The 20,213-nt window shown below is 64.5% G+C and carries 14 protein-coding genes; 12 read left to right on the top strand and 2 right to left on the bottom strand.

Going from position 1 to position 20,213, the window contains the following annotated elements:
- The first annotated feature begins 92 nt into the window (after positions 1–92).
- From sppA to WGH93_RS10910, 3 genes are all read left to right on the top strand, one after another.
- Positions 93–1,967 carry a signal peptide peptidase SppA gene (sppA, locus tag WGH93_RS10900; protein ID WP_374764919.1) on the top strand — a complete coding sequence of 625 codons (1,875 nt, stop codon included), beginning with the start codon at positions 93–95 and terminating at the stop codon, positions 1,965–1,967.
- A 48-nt stretch (positions 1,968–2,015) separates the two neighbouring features.
- Entirely contained in the window at positions 2,016–2,414 is a 399-nt protein-coding gene (msrB, locus tag WGH93_RS10905; RefSeq protein ID WP_374764920.1) for a peptide-methionine (R)-S-oxide reductase MsrB, read from the top strand.
- Positions 2,415–2,539: 125 nt separating this feature from the next.
- Positions 2,540–3,154 (top strand): FMN-dependent NADH-azoreductase, encoded by a 615-nt coding sequence (locus tag WGH93_RS10910; protein WP_374764921.1) that lies wholly within the window; start codon positions 2,540–2,542, stop codon positions 3,152–3,154.
- Between the two features lie 122 nt (positions 3,155–3,276).
- Here the strand turns inward: WGH93_RS10910 and WGH93_RS10915 are convergent, their stop codons facing one another.
- Both WGH93_RS10915 and WGH93_RS10920 read right to left on the bottom strand, forming a co-directional pair.
- Positions 3,277–4,653, bottom strand: coding sequence for a DUF3667 domain-containing protein (locus WGH93_RS10915; protein ID WP_374764922.1), 1,377 nt, complete (start codon positions 4,651–4,653; stop codon positions 3,277–3,279).
- Positions 4,654–4,771: 118 nt separating this feature from the next.
- Entirely contained in the window at positions 4,772–5,422 is a 651-nt protein-coding gene (locus WGH93_RS10920) for an MBL fold metallo-hydrolase (RefSeq protein WP_374764923.1), read from the bottom strand.
- Positions 5,423–5,677: 255 nt separating this feature from the next.
- On the opposite strand from WGH93_RS10920, the gene kynA reads away from it, so the two are divergent.
- The 9 genes from kynA to gspF all read left to right on the top strand — a co-directional run bounded on the left by kynA (position 5,678) and on the right by gspF (position 20,208).
- Positions 5,678–6,457, top strand: a complete 780-nt coding sequence (gene kynA, locus WGH93_RS10925; protein WP_374765038.1) for a tryptophan 2,3-dioxygenase — start codon at positions 5,678–5,680, stop codon at positions 6,455–6,457.
- A complete protein-coding gene (gene kynB / locus WGH93_RS10930; protein ID WP_374764924.1) occupies positions 6,454–7,092 on the top strand; it encodes an arylformamidase in 639 nt (212 codons plus the stop codon). The genes kynA and kynB overlap by 4 nt, the downstream gene beginning before the upstream one ends.
- Positions 7,092–8,348 (top strand): kynureninase, encoded by a 1,257-nt coding sequence (gene kynU / locus WGH93_RS10935; protein ID WP_374764925.1) that lies wholly within the window; start codon positions 7,092–7,094, stop codon positions 8,346–8,348. Before kynB ends, kynU begins: the two co-directional genes overlap by 1 nt.
- 408 nt (positions 8,349–8,756) lie before the next feature.
- On the top strand, positions 8,757–11,597 hold the full coding sequence (locus WGH93_RS10940) for a beta-helix domain-containing protein (protein ID WP_374764926.1): 2,841 nt from the start codon (positions 8,757–8,759) through the stop codon (positions 11,595–11,597).
- A gap of 88 nt (positions 11,598–11,685) precedes the next feature.
- A complete protein-coding gene (locus WGH93_RS10945; protein WP_374764927.1) occupies positions 11,686–14,331 on the top strand; it encodes a TonB-dependent receptor domain-containing protein in 2,646 nt (881 codons plus the stop codon).
- A 221-nt stretch (positions 14,332–14,552) separates the two neighbouring features.
- Complete coding sequence (locus WGH93_RS10950; RefSeq protein WP_374764928.1) at positions 14,553–15,434, top strand: type II secretion system protein N; 882 nt, start codon at positions 14,553–14,555, stop codon at positions 15,432–15,434.
- A 10-nt stretch (positions 15,435–15,444) separates the two neighbouring features.
- Positions 15,445–17,463: a type II secretion system secretin GspD gene (gene gspD / locus WGH93_RS10955; protein WP_374764929.1), complete on the top strand. Its 2,019-nt coding sequence runs from the start codon at positions 15,445–15,447 to the stop codon at positions 17,461–17,463.
- Positions 17,460–18,989: a type II secretion system ATPase GspE gene (gene gspE / locus WGH93_RS10960; RefSeq protein WP_374764930.1), complete on the top strand. Its 1,530-nt coding sequence runs from the start codon at positions 17,460–17,462 to the stop codon at positions 18,987–18,989. The genes gspD and gspE overlap by 4 nt, the downstream gene beginning before the upstream one ends.
- Positions 18,990–18,993: 4 nt before the next feature.
- On the top strand, positions 18,994–20,208 hold the full coding sequence (gene gspF, locus WGH93_RS10965; protein WP_374764931.1) for a type II secretion system inner membrane protein GspF: 1,215 nt from the start codon (positions 18,994–18,996) through the stop codon (positions 20,206–20,208).
- The last annotated feature ends 5 nt before the right edge of the window (positions 20,209–20,213 follow it).

Below are 20,213 nucleotides of genomic sequence, written 5' to 3' on the forward strand. Positions count from 1 at the left end.
CGCTATTGACGCCGGGTCGCACCATCATTTCGCGTTTCCGGGCGGCTTGGCAAGCCGTGACCGGCAATTACGGTTTTTGGGAGAGTTGATCCATGAAAGTGGTCTGGGACATCATCAAGGCGGCGGTCGGCTTCATTCAGGGGTTTGGCACCGCCTTCATGGGGCTTCTGGCGATCCTGCTGGTGGTCGTGACAGTATCCCTCAGCGGCGGCAGGAAAGGCCCCACCGTCCCCGATGGCGGCGTGATGGTGCTGGCACCCGATGGCGTAATCGTGGAACAGGTTGCCCCCAAGGACCCGCTGGCCATGGCGTTCAAGGCGCTGGACGACGAGCCCCCGCAGGTGAGCGTCCATGACATCCTGGACGCCATCGAAAAGGCGCGGGACGATTCCCGCATCAAGGCCATCGCGCTTTATACCGATGGCATGATCGGCGCCGCCCCGGCCCATCTGCACGCCATTCATGATGCGCTTCTGGATTTCCGCGCGGCGGACAAGCCGGTCCATGCCATTTCCACCGCCTATACCCAGGGCAGCTATCTGCTGGCCAGCGCGGCGGATGAAGTGCATGTGAACCCGGCGGGCAGCGCGCTCATCACCGGGTACAGCCGCTATGGCACCTATTTCAACGCCATGCTGCAAAAGATCGATGCCTCGGTGAATGTATTCCGGGTGGGCACCTACAAGTCCGGGCCGGAGCCCTATACCCGCGACGACATGTCAGAGGCCGCCAAACAGGCGAACCGCGCTTATCTGACCGCGCTTTGGAGGCAGTATGCGGGCAAGGTCACAACGGCCCGCGATCTGCCCCGCGACAGGCTGGACAAGGCGCTGGACGCCCTGCCCGGCGGCCTTGAGGCGGTGGACGGCAATTTCGCCCTGTATGCTCAGGAACAGGGGCTGGTGGATGCAATCTCCCCGCGGGCGGTCTGGCGTACCCAATTGACGGAGAAATACGGCAAGTCCGGCAATGGCAACTCGTTCAAGCAGATCCATTACCGCGCCTATCTGGAAGCCACGCGGAAAAAGCAGGACAGCGACAATGAAATCGCCGTCATCACGGTTCAGGGCGAAATCGTCATGGGGCGCGGCCCGATCACCGTGGCGGCAGCCGAAACGGTGGTGGACCAGATCCGCGCCGCCCGCAACAATCCGGCGACCAGGGCGATCGTGCTGCGGGTGGACAGCCCCGGCGGCTCCGCCTTCGCCAGCGACCTGATCCGGCAGGAACTGGTGGCCGCGCAGAGCGGCGGCCTGCCGCTGATCGCCAGCTTCGGCCCCGTGGCCGCATCCGGCGGATACTGGGTCTCCGCCACGGCGGATGAAATCTGGGCCCGGCCCAGCACCATCACCGGCTCCATCGGCGTTTACGGCGTGGTGCCCACCTTTGAAAACACGCTGAAGAAAGTGGGCATCAGCAGCGACGGTGTGGGCACCAGCGATCTGGCGGGCGCCTTTTCCGTCTCCCGCCCGCTGAGCGATACCGCCAAAGGCGTGATCCAGGCCAGTATCGAGAACACCTACCGCGAATTTCTCGGCCTGGTGGCCGAAGGGCGCGGCATGACCACCGAGCAGGTGGACGCGGTGGCCCAGGGCCGGGTCTGGATCGGGTCGGATGCGCACCGCAAAGGCCTTGTGGACAGGCTGGGCGATTTCGATGACGCCCTTGAAGCCGCGGCGGCAAAGGCCGATGTGGAAGACTGGAAAGCGGTCTTCTACCGGCCCAAGCCCGACAGGTTCGAAAAGCTTCTGGCCGATCTGATGGACAGCCGGTTGATGGCGTCCCTGCTGGGCCGGGCGGATGGCGGCGCCCTGCCGCCGGCCAGCGAAAACGGCCTTCAGGGCGGGCTGGCGGCCACGCCCCAAAAGGTGGCACGGTTCGTTCGCAGCACCCTTGATGAGCTGAGCGCCATGAACGACCCGAACGGCATCTATGCCCGCTGTCTGGCCTGTCGGGTGCAGGAATGATCGCATCCGCACCACGCATCGGCGCGATTTCAAGGAAGGCTCTTTGCCATGACCCAGCATGACGACGATGCCCGCTGGCGAGAAAAACTATCCCCGGAACAATATGAGGTGTGCCGCTGCGGCGGCACGGAACCCCCTTTTTCCGGCAAATACTGGAACTGCAAGACAGCGGGCCTCTATCGCTGCGCCGCCTGTGGCGCCGGGCTGTTCCACAGCGACAGCAAATATGACAGCGGCTCCGGCTGGCCCAGCTATACGGCACCGGTGGACCAGGCCGCCATCCGGGAAAAGTGGGACACCAGCGTGGGCATGGTGCGCACCGAAGCCCTGTGCGCCCATTGCGACAGCCATCTGGGCCATGTGTTCCCCGATGGACCGCCCCCCACGGGGCTGCGCTATTGCATCAACTCGGCCGCCCTGTCGCTGGAACCCCGCGAGGACGGCTGAGCGCATCTCGCGTTGCGTAGAACGCAACATGGCATTGGCATATATGCCGCTACCGTTTCGTTTTCGGGTTTCCTAATCTCCCCCTTGAGGCCGAAACATCCGGCAATCCAACAGGGAGAGATATCATGACCCCACAGACCGTTCTTCATCTGGACAGTAGCGCCCGCGCCAGCGGGTCCACCACCCGCGCGCTTACGGGCCGATATGTGAAACGCCTGCAAGCGACGGCCCGCGATTCCGGCGCCCCGGTGCCCGATATCATCGTGCGGGACCTGGCCGCGACCCCCATACCGCAGATCACCGAAGACTGGGTGGCCGCCAATTTCACCCCCGCCGCCGAGCGCGACGCGGCACAGAATGCGGCGCTGGCCCTGTCCGATGGCCTGATCGAGGAAATGCAGCGCGCGGATACCCTGCTGATCGGCCTGCCGGTTTATAATTTCGCCCTGCCCGCCGCGCTCAAGGCATGGATCGACCAGGTGGCGCGTGTGGGCGTGACCTTCCGCTATACGGAAAACGGGCCCGAAGGGCTGCTGACCGGCAAACGGGCCATCGTGGCCATGGCATCCGGCGGCACCCGGCTGGACAGCGAGATCGATTTCGCCACCGGTTATCTGCGCCACATTTTGGGCTTTATGGGCATCACCGATGTGACCTTCATCGCCGCGGACGCGCAAATGTCCAGGGCCGATCGCGCCCTGTCGGATGCCGAAAGCGCCGTGGACCAGCTTGTGGCCTGATGGCGACGAAACAGGTCAGAAAACACTGGCCGGGCGGGCGCGTCCGCCAGACCGACCCCAGATCGCGGGCGCCAGACGCAGGCCCGCCAGAAACGTCAGGCGGGTAATCGATCAGGGGGTGGTCAGGCGGCGGTCAGCCCCTCATAAAGAATAATCCCCAATGCCAGCGACAGCATCAAAAAATAGATGGAATAGATCAGGCCCGCCTTGATGAAGGCCCGGATCACGCCCTGATCCTGCCCCAGCCACAGGGCCACGATCAGATACAGGCTGGACCCGATCCAGAATATCCAGGCCAGCACCGGCCCCGCCACATAAGGGGCGAGCAGCACCATGACCGTCAGCAGCACAAACAGAAAACTGTGGAAATGCAGGGCGAACACGAGCTGGTGCAGATAATGCCGCGACCGGCCCCAGTGAAACAGCCACAGAAAGGCGGCAAAAACCGGCATCAGGATGATCAGCGCCTTGGGCAGCAGATCGTTGAACATGCCGTTGAAGGCGGTCGGATCATTGGCCACACGGGCCAGCCCCCGGCTCAGGCGGCGCTCCGTCCGTGTATCGCCGGATTCGGCCTGAAGGGCGCTTGCCACGTCCGCCTCCGCCACCTGAAACCGCTCCCGATCCGTGATCGGCGTGAAAGCGCCCAGTTCCAGGCGAAACGGCAATTCATCCAGATTGACGGTCACATAGCCATCGCTTACCGGCGCCCCGCCAAGCTGGACGATGTTCGGCCTGTCCTTGCCTTTTATCTTTTCAAGCAACCGTTCGATTTTTCGCCGCTGGTCCGCGTTCAACGTGAAACCCGGATCGGCGAGCGCCTGCCGCAGGGGGATCTGCCTGCCGCTGTCATCCCGCACCGTCATTGCATCCAGCACCCCATCCGGCAGACTATTCAGCATGGCGGCGGCATCCGCCGGCAGCCCGTTGCCCTGAACTTCGGCAGCGTCAGCCGCCCCGGCGGCGGACTGTTCCCCGGTCTCGGCGTCCCTGGGGATGGCACGCAGGTCTACCAGCGCGATATTGGCCAGCGACAGGGTGATGAAGAACAGGAAGGTGGTCGCCACATACATTTTGAACGGCGTCACATAGCGCGCCCGGCGCCCGGCCATATAATCCCGCGTCAGCGTTCCCGGCAGAAAGATCAGGCGAAAGATGGTGCGCGTGATGCGGCTGTCGGCGGAAAAGATCGGGTCGATCATTTCCTCAAGGAAGGTCCATAGCGGGCGGCGCAGATCCCGGTCCCGCTGGCCGCACATATGGCAGAAGCCACCTGTCAGCCCGGCACCGCAATTCATGCAGGTGGCATGGGCATGGGCGGATACGGTGCCCCGCCGCTCGGCGCTATTGTCCCTTGGTGGCGCTTGTCTGTGCCAGCGCAATCGGCCCAGAAAGCGCCGAAAGGCGGGGAAATGCCCGCGATCAGCCGCCGCCCCGGCCTGATTGCCCCGTGGCCCGACTTCAGCCTGCCCCTGATCCGTCTCGCCTTGTGTGGTCATGGCCCCTCACCCTGCCAGTTCCGTAAGGGGCATTCTAAACCGGCTCCGCATCCGCACAAGTGGGCAGTGCATCCTGCCGGAAAGATGGCGCCGGCAAACAGGGCCGACGGGCGTGCGCTCAGCCCGCCAGAACCTTGTCGGCCACGAAGGGGTTGGTCTTGCGTTCCTCCCCGAAGGTGGACAGCGGCCCATGGCCGGGCACAAAGGTCACATCATCGCCCAGCGGCCACAATTGCGTGGTGATGGAGCGGATCAGCGTATCAAAATCCCCGCGCGGGAAATCGGTGCGCCCCATCGACCCCTTGAACAGGTCATCGCCCACAAAGGCCACTTTGCTTTCGGGCTCGAAGAAAATGATATGGCCCGGCGTGTGGCCCGGCGTGAAGCGTACCTCCAGCGTGATATTACCGAAGGAAACCCGGTCGCCCCCTTCCAGCCATTGATCCGGGGTCACATTGCGCAGGCCCGGCAGCCGGTATTCGGCGGCGTGGGTTTCGATCTGGTCCAGCCAGAAGCTGTCTTCCCGGTGCGGGCCGATAACCTGCACGCCAAGCCGCTCCCGCCCTTCGGCGGCGCCGCCCGCATGATCCAGATGGCCATGCGTCAGCAGCAGCTTGGTCACTTTCACGCCCAGTTCCGCGGCCTTGGCAAGCACCCGGTCCACATCGCCGCCAAGGTCGATAATGGCGCCTTCCATGGTTTCATCGCACCAGACAATGCTGCAATTCTGGGCGAGCGCGGTAACGGGCACGATCTGGGCCTTGAGCATGGCGGCGGTCCTTTTTCTGTCTGCGCGGGTCAAGCGCCCGGCACCCTAGCCGCCCGCGCTGTGGCGGGCAAGTCTCCACCGGGGCGACCCGATGGCACAGGCCTCGCCGCGGGGCTTTCCATCCCGCGTGCAGGGGTCTAAGGTCGTCCTGAAACGCGATCATCCTTGAAAGGGGGGACAAGGGTGCACAGCAAGGAAACCGGTACCACCACCGCCATCGACCTGGCCGACGAGCCCATCCACTGGGACCAGTCCATGAGCTATGGCGGCTATCTGAAACTGGACCGCCTGCTGGCCTGCCAGCACCGGGTCAGCGACAGCCACGATGAAATGCTGTTCATCATCATCCATCAGGCCAGCGAACTGTGGCTGAAAGCCTGCCTGTTCGAACTGACCAGGGCGATGGACGATGTGCGCGCCGACCGGCTCGGCCCGGCCATGAAGGCCCTGGCCCGCATCGCCCGCATTCAGAACAATCTGGAACAGAGTTGGGAAATTCTGGCCACCATGACCCCGGCGGACTACAGCGCCTTCCGCGACTCGCTGGGCCAGAGCAGCGGCTTCCAGTCCTTCCAGTATCGGGAGCTGGAATTCCGGCTGGGCAACAAGAACCCGGCCATGGTGCGCGCCCACAAGGCCGCCCCCGCCATCCATGACGCCCTGAAGGCGGTGCTCGACAATCCCAGCTTCTATGATCTGGTCCTGCAACTTCTGGCCCGGCGCGGCTTTGATCTGCCCCCTTCGGTGCTGGACCGGGACTGGGCCACCCCATATGAGCCGGACACCAAAGTGGAGGCGGCCTGGGCGCAGGTTTATGGTGATCCCAAAACCCACTGGGATTTGTATGAACTGGCGGAAAAGCTGGTGGATCTGGAATTCCACTTCCAGAAATGGCGCTTTGCACACATGAAAACGGTGGAACGCATTATCGGCTTCAAGCGGGGGACCGGCGGCACGTCCGGCGTGTCCTATCTGCAAAAGGCATTGGACCTGCGTTTCTTCCCTGAACTCTGGACAGTACGAACGGCCCTATGAAAGACCCGGACCTGATCGATATTTCCCAGACCCTGCGCCCCGACATGCCCGTCTGGCCCGGCGATACCGCCTTTGGCCGGGATACAAGCTGGGCCATGGGGCCGGATTGCCCGGTCAATGTCAGCCGGTTGACGCTATCCACCCACAGCGGCACCCATGCGGATGCCCCGCTGCATTACGACGCGGACGGGCTGGACAGCGCGGCCAGCCCGCTGGCGCCCTATCTGGGTCCCGCCTTCGTGCTGGACCTGTCGGCGCGCGGCCATGACGGGCCGATCACGCCGGACGCGCTCGCCCCCCACCTGCCGGAGCGGGTGAGCCGGGTGCTGCTGCGCCTTTTCCCCGCTTTCCCGCACGATCACTGGCCGCAAACCTTCTCCCCCATCGCGGCGGACAGCATCGCCCTGATCGCCGAGCGCGGCGGGCGACTGATCGGGGTGGACAGCCCGTCGCTCGACCCGCTGACATCAAAGACCATGGATGCCCACATGGCCGTCAAGCGGGCGGGCATGGCCATTCTGGAAGGTCTGGTGCTGGATGATGTGCATTCCGGCTTTTACGAGCTGATCGCCCTGCCGCTCAGGATGGCCGGAGCGGATGCCAGCCCGGTTCGCGCCGTGCTGAGGAGAATGTGATGCCCACCTATTCGCTGGACTGGTGCAAGCGCCAGGACGAGAACGACCCGCTGGCACCGCTGAAAAACCGCTTCGAGCTGCCAGACGGCACCCTGTATCTGGACGGCAATTCCCTTGGCCCGATGCCCAAAGCCGTGGGGCCGAAGGTGGAAAAGACCCTGTACAGCGAATGGCGCCGGGACCTGATCCGCAGTTGGGCCGATAGTGACTGGTATGATCTGGGCGCCAAGTGCGGCGCCCGCATCGCCCCCCTGATCGGCGCCGACCCGGCCAGCGTGATCGCGGTGGACACGGTGTCCATCAACATTTTCAAGCTGGCCGCCGCCGCCATACGGCGCCACCGGGACCGCACGGGCCGGTCCCGCTGCCGTCTGGTGACGGAGGCGGGCAATTTTTCCACGGACATCTACATGCTGGATGGCCTGGCGAGCCTGCTCGGCCCCGATGTGGTGCTGGATGTGGTCCCGCGCGAAGCGGTCATGGACAGCCTTGGCGAGGACGTGGCGCTGCTTCTGCTGACCCATGTGCATTTTGTCAGCGCGGAAATGTGGCCCATGCAGGCCACCACCGAAGCCGCCCACGCCGCGGGGGCGCAGATGCTGTGGGATCTCAGCCATTCCACCGGGGCGGTGCCGCTTGACCTGAAAAGCAGCCGCGCCGAATACGCGGTGGGCTGCGGGTACAAATATCTCAATGGCGGGCCGGGGGCGCCTGCCTTTGCCTATGTGCGCGAAGACCTGATCGCGGACCTGGACCAGCCGCTTACCGGCTGGTTCGGGCACAAGACCCCCTTTGCCTTTCACGACAAGTTCGAGGCCGACCCCGGCCTGCGCCGCCTGCTGACCGGCACACCCGGTATTCTGGGCCTGCGGGCACTGGATGCGGCGCTGGACCTGTGGGCGGACGTGGACATGGCTCTTGTGCGGGAAAAATCCCTGGCGCTGGGCGACCTGTTCATGGACCTGGCCGAGGAGAAGCTCGCCCCCTTTGGGGTGCATCTGGCCAGCCCCCGTGCTCATGACCGGCGCGGCAGCCATATCGCACTGCGTTTCGAGCATGGCTACAATCTGGTGCAAAGCCTGATGACCAAGGGCGTGGTGGGGGATTTCCGCGGCCCGGACGTGATGCGCTTCGCGCTGACACCGCTCTATACCGGCTATGGCGATATCCACCGCGCCGTCACCGTCATGGAGTCGGTTCTGTCCAGCGGACTGTGGCGCCGAAGCGATTTCGCCCGCAAAGGCCCGGTAACCTGACCGGATCACGGAAAAACACGCCATAACAGATGGTTGCCGGCCCTTCCTGAACCGGATTCCAGCTCTGACACTATTCCGAAATCCAAAATTCACACAACTGCAACATCCGGGTCGGCGCAGGACTTTCTGCGGGCGATGCAGTAAATTATCACGTTAAAACAATGTGTTAAATTTCCCTCTCCGGGCCGTCAGGAATGAAGGGCGACTATCTTCCCCCTTTTATCCCCGCCTTGGCCCGATGGCGCCCCGCCGCCGTTAAAAATCTGTAACACGCCGTCCGTAGGAGCAGCATCAGCCAAACAGGGGGCTGATGTGTCATGTGGTGCTGTCTGGCCGCGTGGTCTTGGGCTCATTGGCGTTCATTCGTGCGAACTTTGTTCGGAATCTGCACAATCTGCGGGGAATATCATGGAAATCAGGTCTTTGAAATCAATGCTGCTGGCGGCTACCGCCACGCTGGCCCTTGCCGCGTGCGGCGACAGCTCCACCGAGCTGGCCACACCCGGCCTTGAAGGGCCCAATCCCGGCGTCGGGGGTGATAACGGCGGCGACAACGACAGCGGCGGCGACAATGGCGGCGACAATGGCGGCGACGACGGCGCCGCCGGTGATTGCCCCACGGGTACCGATCCGGTCATGGTCGGCGACAATGAGCACTGCCAGCTCAGCGGCCAGATCACCGATGATGTCACACTGACCGCTGGCAATGTCTATCAGTTGAGCGGCTCCGTGCAGGTTGGTGTGGATATTGGGGCCGACGGCAATGCCACGGATGGCGACCCCGCCGTGCTGACCATCGAACCCGGCGTGAACATTTATGGCGCCACCGCCACCGACCTTCTGATCATTGCCCGCGGGTCCGAAATCCAGGCCAATGGCGCTGCTGGTGACCCGATCGTCTTCACCTCCGCCCAGGACCTGGGCTTTGGCGCGGCCTTGGGCCTTGATCCGCGCCCCGGCTTCTCCGGCCCGAAACTGGAAGAGCCCTTCACATCCGAATGGGGCGGCCTTGTCATCAATGGCCGGGCCACGCTGAACACCTGTGACAGTGGCATCTGCGAAGCCGAAGGTGAAGGCGACAGCGGCTTTTACGGCGGCGATGACGACACCGACAGCAGCGGCGCCATGCAGTTCGTGCAGGTGCGCTATGCCGGCAACCCGATCACGGCCACCGACGAACTGAACGGCATCGCCTTTCAGGGCGTGGGCTCCGGCACCACGCTGAACAACATCCAGGTGCACAACGGCGCCGACGACGGCGTGGAGTTCTTCGGCGGCACCGCCAATGTGAAAAATCTGGTGATCACCGGCGCCGACGATGACAGCGTGGACTGGACCTTCGGCTGGCGCGGCAAGATCCAGAACCTGATCGTGATCCAGAACCCGAACCAGGAAAGCGATCGCGGCTTTGAAGGCGACAACCGCGAAGGCGCCAACGATGCCACGCCGCGCTCCCAGCCGCTGGTGGCCAACGCCACCGTGATCGGCGCGGGCACGCCGGGCAGCGACGAGGGCCTTCAGATCCGCCGTGGCTCCGGCATCCGGCTCTGGAACGCCGTGGTGGACAACTTCACCGACGCCTGCCTGGACCTGGACAATGACGCCACCTTCAACAATGCGGGTTCCTCCGCCACGGACCTGAGCGGCGGGCTGACCATCGAGAGCACGCTGCTGGGCGACCGCTGCGGCGATCCCACCAATGAAGACGACGGCGACCCCTTCTCGGTACAGGCTTTCTTTGAAAACCAGCCGAACAACGTGATCGGGACCACGTCTCTGTCCAACCGCTTCATCAATGGCCAGGCTGAAAACGCCGTGACGGCCACCGACCCCGCCGCTGTGGACAGCTTCTTCGACAGCGTGGATTACATTGGCGCGGTACGCAGCGACGACCCCGCCGACAACTGGACACTGGGCTGGACACTGGGTCTGAACCCGGCCCCCACCTGCCCCACCAATGTGGACGGCGTAACCACCCGTGACGGCGGCAATACCTGTGTGCTGTCCGGCACCATCACCGAAGACCTGCGGCTTGTGGCGGGGCTGGACTATCTGCTGAGCGGGCCGGTCACCATCGGCCAGGATGTGGGCCCGGACGTAAACGCCCCCGACCCGGACGCGCAATCCGCCACGCTCACCATCGATGCCGGTGTAACGGTGGAAGCCGAAGACCGCACCTCCCTGCTGGTGATCACACGGGGCAGCCAGATCTTCGCCAATGGCACGCGAAACGCACCGGTCACCTTCACGGCGATTGATGACGAAACCCGCAATCTGGACACCGACACCTCGCTCTGGGGCGGCCTTGTCATCAATGGCCGGTCCACGCTGAACACCTGCGACAGCGGCATCTGCGAAGCCGACGGCGAGGGCGACAGCGGCTTTTATGGCGGCAATGACGACACGGACGACAGCGGCCAGCTTTTCTTCGTGCGGGTCAAGTTCGCCGGCAACCCGATCACCGCCACCGACGAACTGAACGGCATCGCCTTCCAGGGCGTGGGCTCCGGCACGGAAATCGACTTCCTGCAGGTCCATAACGGCGCCGACGACGGCGTGGAGTTCTTCGGCGGCACCGCCAATGTGAAGCACCTGGTGCTCACCGGCGCCGACGATGACAGCCTGGACTGGACCTTCGGCTGGCGCGGCAGGGTGCAATACCTGCTGGTGATGCAGAACCCGAACCAGGAAAGCGATCGCGGCTTTGAAGGCGATAACCGCGAAGGCGCCAACGATGCCACGCCGCGCTCCCAGCCGCTGGTGGCCAACGCCACCATTCTGGGCGCGGGCACGCCGGGCAGCGACGAGGGCCTTCAGATCCGTCGTGGCTCCGCCATCCGGCTCTGGAACGCGGTGGTGGACAACTTCACCGACGCCTGCCTGGACCTGGACGACGAGGCCACCTTCGATAATGCGGGCACCTCCGCCACGGACCTGAGCGGCGGGCTGACCATCGAGAGCACGCTGCTGGGCGACCGCTGCGGCGACCCCACCAATGAAGACGACGGCGATCCCTTCTCGGTACGGGCTTTCTTTGAAAACCAGCCGAACAACGTGATCGGGACCACCTCGCTTCAACAGCCCGCAAATGGCGGAAAGGCGTTCATCAGCGGCGCCAATGAAGCCGCGGTCACCGCCACCGACGCATCCGCCGTCGATCCGTTCTTCGACAGCACCGACTTTATCGGCGCCGTCAGCGCGGACGATGACTGGACCGCCGGCTGGACCGTGTGGCTGGACCAGCAATAAGCCAGATATGAGCGGCGCCGTGGCACCCCTGCCGGGGGTGTCGCGGCGCCCGCGTTTGAAACAAACGAATAGTTGGATGGTGGCCAAAATGACATCAGTCAAAACCACGCTGAAACGCGCCCTGATGGCGTCCTGGGTGGTCCTGCTGCCCGCAACCGGCCAGATGGCCGCCGCGCAGGACAGCGACACTCAGGGGATGCCGGGCGGCGATATCGAAGAAGTGGTCGTTCAGGGCCAGTATGTACCGGATGAGAAGCGCAACACCTCCGAGATCTCCAATGTTCTCGACTCGGAAGCCTTCGCCCGCACCGGCGACGGCGACATCGCCGTAGCGCTGTCCCGCGTGACGGGCCTGTCCATGAGCGACGGCAAGTTCGTCATCGTCCGTGGCCTTGGTGAACGCTATCAGACCGCACTGCTGGATGGCTCCCTGCTGCCCAGCCCGTCGCCGCTGCGCCGGGTAGTGCCGCTGGACATCTTCCCCACGGCGCTGCTGGAATCCGTACTGGTTCAAAAGACCTTTTCACCGGAATATCCCGGCCAGTTCGGCGGCGGCGTGATCAATATGCGCACCAAGGCGGTGCCGGACGAGTTCTTCATGGAAGTGGGCGTGGGCACCGAAGTGAACACCGCCACCACCTTCAAGCGGGGCCTGGACTATGACGGCCCCAATTCCGAAGCCTTCACCTTTGGCGGGTCGCTCCGCGATCTGCCGGACCCGCTGTCGAACGCCATCGCCAATTCCACCGGCACCAACAGCCTTCTGGGGCTGAGCCAGCAGGAACTGGAAGTGGCCGGTGAAAGCCTGCCCAACCGCTATTCCATCGACCTGGAAGACAATCTGCCGGGCCTGGACATGAGCTTCGCGCTCGGTGATGTCACCAATATAGACGGCACCGATCTGGGCTTCACCTTCGCGCTGGACTATGACTTCGACACCCAGAACAAGTTCGGCCTGCGCCGCACCTTCGCCGTGCGCGAGGACGGCAGCCTGGACATCAACCAGGACCTGTCCCAGGCGGTCTGCGAGCGATCGGAATTCGAAGGCGGCGGGGATGATTGCGGCCGCCGTGAAACGCGCCAGAATTTTTCGCTTAACGGCCTGTTTTCCGTGGGCGCGGAATTCAATGCCAATCACGCGGTGAAGGCCACCACCACCGTGCTGCGGCAAAGCACCAAATCCGCCGTGATCGAAAAAGGCGAGTTCGCCTTTGATCCGGGCACGCTGTTCACCCGCAGCCGGATCGACTGGGTGGAACGCCAGGTCTGGTCCAACCAGATTTCCGGCGACCATGCCTTTGACCTGATCGGCGGCGACTTCCAGCGCACCATGGTTAAGTGGCGCGCCAATTACAGCCGCGCCGACCGGGATGCGCCGCTGCGCCGCCAGCTTACCTTCGAGTTCTTCGAATTCGACCAGTCCACCCGTCTCGATCCGCGTTTTGACCGTAACGAAACCACCTTCGCGGCGCTGGACGACGAAAGCATCGAGGCCGGCATCGACATCATCCAGCCCGTGACCGTGGGCGAGATGCCGGTGGATTTCAAAGCGGGCTTCACCTATTACGACAAGGATCGCAGCTCCGCTTTCCGGCGCTTCAATTTTGAATTCCCCTCCGCCGGGCAACTGCCGGACACGCTGCTGCAAAGGCCGCCGGAAACCATCTTCGGCCCACGAAACATCGGCCCCGGCGGGATCACGCTTCGGGACAGCACCAACCCGTCCGACACTTTCCTCGGCCAGTTCGAGAATGTGCAGGCTTATGTGGGCGTGGATGCCCAGGTCACGCCGTCCCTGCGGCTGGCGGCGGGTATGCGCCTTGAGGACCTGAGCAAGCAGGTGGATACCTTCCGTATCGGCCCCGCGGGCGAACGGATCAGGGTGACACTGGACGCGGAGCAGTATCTGCCCGCCTTCACCGCCACCTGGGAATTCCAGCCCAACATGCAATTCCGCCTGGGGTACAGCCAGACCATCGACCTGCCCGACCTGCGGGAGCTGTCAAACTCCGTCTTCCTGGACGAAGAGGGCTTCCAGCAACGGGGCAACCCGGAACTGGAACTGGCGGAAATCGAAAACTTCGACGCCCGCTTCGAATGGTATTTCGGCAATGATGAAAGCCTGTCCGTGGCGGCTTTCTACAAGGATTTCACCAATCCGATCGAGCGCACCTTCAACATTCGGGGCCTGTCCATCATCCGCTCCTTCGACAATGCGGACAGCGCCGAACTGCTGGGCATCGAGGCGGAACTGGACAAGAAGCTGAACTTCCAGAACTGGTTCGGCTGGGACTGGCTCGGCGAAGACCGTGAATTCTACATTAAAACCAATGTGTCCGTGATCGACTCGGAAGTCACCATCATCCCGGACGACAATGATCTGAGAACCAATCTGGAGCGCAACCTTCAGGGGCAATCCGACTTTCTCTATAACGCCACCATCGGTTTTGACGATTATATCAATGGCGAGTCGGCGGCGCTTGTCTTCAACTTCACCGGCAACCGGATCGACGATGTGGGCCTTGAAGGCCGCCCGGATGTGATCGAGGAACCGCCGATCATGCTGAACTTCGTCTATCGCCGGGAGATCGACATGTTCGACGACACGCTGGAACTGAAGCTGGAAGCGGAAAACCTGCTGTTCGACGATTTCCTGCGCAAGCAGGGGGACCGGATCGCCGAAACCTATCCGATCGGGGCCAGCTTCTCGCTTGGCCTGACCTACAGGTTCTGATCCGGGGACATGGCCGGAAACGGTCGGACGATCAAACAGAAACCGCCGCGCCGGGGCACATCCCGGCGCGGCCTTTTGCAAAAGAAATGCACGGTCGGGCGCCCTGTGATAAACCAGCGGCACGGGGGGCAAACATTGACAAAACCACGCGGTGAGAAAATACACTCATAATGTCGGTATTCTCGCGCACGCTACACTCTGTGATAAGGCTTTCCGCGCCCGTGGAGCGACTGGCGCGGCCCTTTCTGCTGGTGGCGCTGACACTGGCACTGGCCTATGTGACGGCACGGGCGTTCTGGGCGGTTACCGGGCTCGCCAATCCGATGGCGGAACGGCTCCCCACCGGCCAGCCCACGGCAAGCGCTGACCGCCTGCCGGATACCAGTGCCGCCCTGCTGACGGGCTTTGACCCCTTTCACCGGCGCACGGCCGGTTCCGACGGCGACGGGGCGGACACAGCCGCCGCCAAGGCCGCGCCCGAAACCAGCCTTGATCTGAAACTTTACGGCGTGCGCACCGGCGGCCCGAACCGACCCGGAAGCGCCATTATCCGCCTGCCGGACCACGAACAGCGCGCCTTTACGGTGGGCAGCACCTTGCTGCCGGGTGTGCGCCTTGTGGCGATCCGCCCCACATATGTAACCATATCCCGTGGCGGCACGCGGGAAAGCCTGTTCCTGAACGGCCTGAGCGCCGAAGACGTGCGCGCCCGCGCCCGGCGCCAGGGGCAGGCACCGCCTGAGGCGGCAATATCCGAACCGGGCGAAAAGGGCCAGCCCCGGCACACCCTGTCGCGCGGCACCCTGTCCCGGCTGATGGGCAGCGTGACCATGACACCGACGGCCAGCGACGCCCCGGCGCAGGGGTTCCGCCTGGCGCCGAAAGCGGCGACGGACGGGGCGGACACGGCCAGCGCCCCCTTCCGCGCCCTTGGCCTGCGGGCGGGGGACATTCTCACCGCCGCCAACGGGGCGGCGATCCGCAGCCGCGAAGACCTGTCCGCCCTGCCCGGCAAAGCCCGCGACAGTGGCGGCCTCACGCTCACACTGTACCGCGAAGGCTCACCCGTCACCCTGCGTTTCGACTATCAGGATCAACCGTGAAAGCGTCCGCATGACCCGACCATCCACATGGCTTATCGTTTCTCTTGCCTTGCTTGCCCTGATCGGGGCGGGGCTGTCCCCCTTGTCGGCGCCCGGCGCCCATGCCCAGGACAGCCGCGCCACGGACAATTCCGAGCGCCTCAATTTCCGGGATGCGGATATCCGGGCCTTTATTGATGATGTGGCCATGGTGACCCAGCGCACCTTCATCATCGATCCCAGGGTAACCGGCAAGGTGACGGTGATCTCCGAAAGCCCGATCCCGGCTGAGAACCTGTTCGATCTGTTCCTGTCCACGCTGCGGGTCTATGGCTTTACCGCCGTGGCCACGGCGAACGGCGCCTACAAGATCGTGCCGGAAGAAGCCGCCATGCAGGACCGCACCGCCCTGACCAGCGGCGATGACAGGCTGGTGACGGAAGTTTTCCGCCTGTCCCATATCAACCCCGTCACCGCGCTGAACGCGGTGAAGCCGATCGTCAACCGGCAGGCGCGCACCTTTGCCGAGCGCACCGGCAACTTCCTGATGGTGGTGGATTATGCGGGCAATATGGGGCGCATCCGCGACCTTCTGACCCGGCTGGATCAGGACCGGCGCAAAACCCGGCTGATCACGCTGGAAAATGTGGGCGCCGAGGACATGGCGGAAACCCTGGCCGACATGCGCGGCCCGGCACAAGGGGACAGCCCGGACCCGGGGCTGACCGTGGTGCCCGTCACCTCATCCAACACCATCCTGCTCAAGGGGGATGAAGCCCTGCTGGCCGAAATCGTCCCGCTGGTTCGGGAACTGGATAGCCGGGGCGCCGCCAAGGGTGACATCCGCGTTCACACCCTGCGCCATGCGGACGCCGGGGACATGGTGACCATGCTGGAAGCGGTCAGCCGATCCCTGAGCGATACCACCGGCGAGGGGGGCGGCCAGCGACGGGCCAGCATCTCCGCCCACCCGGAAACCAACTCGGTGGTGATCAGCGCCAATCCGGCCACCCAGAAAACGCTGGAAAGCGTCATCCGGCAACTGGACATTCCCCGCGCGCAGGTACTGGTGGAAGCAATCATTGTCGAGGTATCCGACAATGCCGCCCGCGAACTGGGCCTGCAATATGTTCTGGCGGGCGGGGACGGCAGCAATATCCCCTTCACGGTCACCAATTTTTCCAATACCGCGCCCAATATTCTGGCCGCCACCGGGGCCATCGCCCTGGACGACGAACTGGATGCGGATGCGGGCAATGCCCTGCGCCAGGGCGCGATCGACAGCTTTCTGGGCCTGAACGGGTTTTCGGCGGGCTTTGCGGGCGAGACCAGCGGCGGCACGCTGTTCGGCGTGATCCTCAATGCGCTGGACAGCGACGTGGCCTCCAACATCCTGTCCACGCCCTCGGTGATGACGCTGGACAACCAGGAAGCCAGCATCATTGTGGGTCAGGAAATCCCCATCACCACCGGCGAGGCGCTCGGCACCAACAATTCCAACCCCTTCCGCACAGTGGACCGGCAGGATGTGGGCATCCAGCTTGAAGTGCTGCCGCAGATCAATGAAGGCGACGGCATCCGCCTGTTCATCCGCCAGGAAGTGTCCTCCATATCCGGCACGGCGGGGGCCAGCAATTCGGAGATCATCACCAACAAGCGGGAAATCGAGACCACGGTGAACGTGGAAAACGGGGAAATCCTGGTGCTCGGCGGCCTGATCGAGCAGGACGAGCGCATCACCGTGGACAAGGTGCCGCTGCTGGGCGACATCCCCGGTCTTGGCCGGTTGTTCCGCTCCGAGGGGCGCTCCAGCCAGAAAACCAATCTGATGGTGTTCATCCGCCCCACCATTGTGCGCTCCCGCGCGGACATGCGCGCCGTCACGGGCCGCAAATACGACCTGATGCGCCGGGAACAGCGTCGCCGGCTGGATACGGACGGCCCCGCCACTATCGACCGACTGATGAATGACGTGATTGGCCGCAAGGGCGAAGCCGCCGCCCCTCCCCCCGCCCCGACAACCGACAGCGACGGGGAGCCGGATCGGTGACGGACGAAACCCCCGGCAAGTTGAGTTACGGCTTCGCCAAGGCCAATGGCCTTGTGGCGCTTGGGGGCGATCCGGCACCGGATGACGGTCACGTCCAAGGCGCGCCAATCCGCCTCGGCACCCGTGGCACCCCCGCGCCGGGCGCCCTGATCGAGGCGCGCCGGGCGCTGGCCCGCCCCATCCGCCTGGAACCGGTGAGCGAAAGCCGCTTTGAACAGCTCCTCGGCGATCTCTATGCCGTGGATGCGGTGGACTCGGAGCGCCTGGGCGATGATCTGAATGATGCGGAAAGCCTGGAATCCGGGCTGGACGGCCTGCCGGAAACCGCCGACCTGCTGGACAGCGACGACGACGCCCCCATCATCCGCCTGATCAACGGCATGATCGCCGAAGCGGTGAAGCGGCGCGGGTCGGATATCCATGTGGAACCCTTTGAATCCGCCCTCACCATCCGCGTGCGGATCGACGGCGTGTTGCAGGAAGTGCTCAGCCTGCCCGCACGGCTGGCGCCGCTTCTGGTGTCCCGCATCAAGGTGATGGCCCGGCTGGATATCGCCGAAAAGCGACTGCCGCAGGACGGGCGCATCTCTCTCACGCTCGGCGGCCACGCCATCGATGTGCGGGTATCCACCCTGCCCAGCCGCCACGGCGAACGGGTGGTGCTGCGCCTGCTGGACCGGGACAAGGCGCTGTTCACCGTAGCGGAACTGGGCATGGACCCGGCCACGGAGCGCCGCTTCAAGGCCGCGCTCAGGCAGCCCAATGGCGTGATTCTGGTCACCGGCCCCACCGGCTCCGGCAAGACCACCACGCTCTATGCCGGGCTCAGCCTGCTGAACGAGGAAAGCCGCAACATCCTGACCGTGGAAGACCCGGTGGAATACGCGCTGGAAGGCGTGGGCCAGACACAGGTGAACCCGAAGGTGGGCATGACCTTCGCCGCCGGGCTGCGCGCCATGCTGCGCCAGGACCCGGACGTGGTGATGGTGGGTGAAATCCGCGATGTGGAAACCGCGGAAATCGCCGTGCAGGCCAGCCTGACGGGCCATCTGGTGCTGTCCACCGTGCATACCAATTCCGCCGTGGCTGCCGTTACCCGGCTTCGGGACATGGGTGTGGAACCCTTCCTGATCGCCAGCGCGGTCAAGGCCATACTGGCGCAAAGGCTGGTGCGCCGCCTGTGCCCGCACTGCAAGGCCCCCGTGCAGGCGGACGCGGCCATGCTCGCCCGGCTTGGCCGCCCAGCGGATGAGGCCCGCACGCTTTACCGCGCCCGTGGCTGCGGCCACTGCAACCAGACTGGCTATCAGGGCCGGGTGGGGCTGTATGAGCTGGTGCTGGTGGACGACACCATCAGCCGCCTGATCCATGACGATGCCCGTGAAAGCGCCCTTCAGGACGCCGCCTTCGCCAATGCCCCCACGCTGGAAGCCAGCGGCATCGATCAGGTGCTGGCGGGCGAAACCACGCTGGAAGAAGTGCTGCGCGTCATCCATCAGGGCGACAGCCTGAATACGGACGGGTGAAACCATGCAGGCTTATGCCTATGAGGCGCTGGACAGAACCGGGCGGATGAAAAAGGGGGTGGTGACCGCCGACAGCCCCCGCGCCGCCCGCCGCGACCTGCGCGGGCGCGGGCTGACCCCGGTGCGACTGACCGCCACCCGCAACCCCGGCGGGGGCCTGAGCCTGCCGGGCCGGTCGCCGCGTATCGCGGGCGGCGATCTGGCCCTTGTCACCCGGCAGATCGCCACCATGGTCGGCGCCGCCGCCCCGGTGGAAGAAGCGCTGGGCACCGTGGCGGCGCAGGCGGAAAAACCGGCCATCAAGACGGTGCTGATGCGGGTGCGCGGCCAGGTGATGGAAGGCCACCGGCTGTCGGAGGCCCTGGCCCGCGAGCCGCGCAGCTTCGACCGGCTTTACCGGGCCATGGTGGCGGCGGGCGAAGGCGCGGGCGATCTGGGCCTGGTGCTGGAGCGCCTGGCCGAGCATCTGGAGAAAACCCGCGACATGCGCAACAAGGTGCGCACGGCCCTGATTTATCCCGCCGCACTGGCCCTGGTGGCGCTGGCGGTGATCGTCATACTGATGACCTTCGTGGTCCCCCGCGTGGTGGAGCAGTTCGAGGGCATGGGCCAGACCCTGCCGCTGCTCACCCGGATCATGATAAGCATTTCGGACTTTCTCGCCGCCTATGGCCTGTGGCTGTCGGGGGGCGTGGTGCTGGCGGGGATCGGCTTCGCCCGCGCCCTCAACCACCCGGCCTTTCGCGGCGCGGTGGACAGGCTGGTGCTGCGCCTGCCGGTGATCGGCCCGCTGGTGCGCGATCTGGGCGCGGCCCGCCTTGCCCGCACCCTCGCCACGCTGACCGCCAGCGGCGCGCCGGTGGTGGACGGGCTGAAAGCCGCTGCCCGCACGGTAACCAACACGGTGCAGCGGGACGCGCTGGACCGGGTGGTCACACAGGTACAGGAAGGCAAGAGCCTGCCCGCCGCGCTGAAACGGGTGGACGCCTTTCCCCCCATGGTCAGCTATATGGTGGCGGCGGGGGAAAACAGCGGCACACTGGACCGGATGCTGATGAAAGCCGCCGAGACCATGGAAGCCACCTTCGAACGGGTCACCCGCACCGCGCTGACCCTGCTGGAGCCCGCCATCATCGTGGCCATGGGCGGGATCGTGGCCGTCATCGTTCTGGCCATACTGATGCCCATTCTTCAACTCAATGCCATGGCAAGCCTGTAGGAGAC

Source organism: Yunchengibacter salinarum, from assembly GCF_037658235.1.
GTDB lineage: Bacteria > Pseudomonadota > Alphaproteobacteria > Sphingomonadales > Kordiimonadaceae > Yunchengibacter > Yunchengibacter salinarum.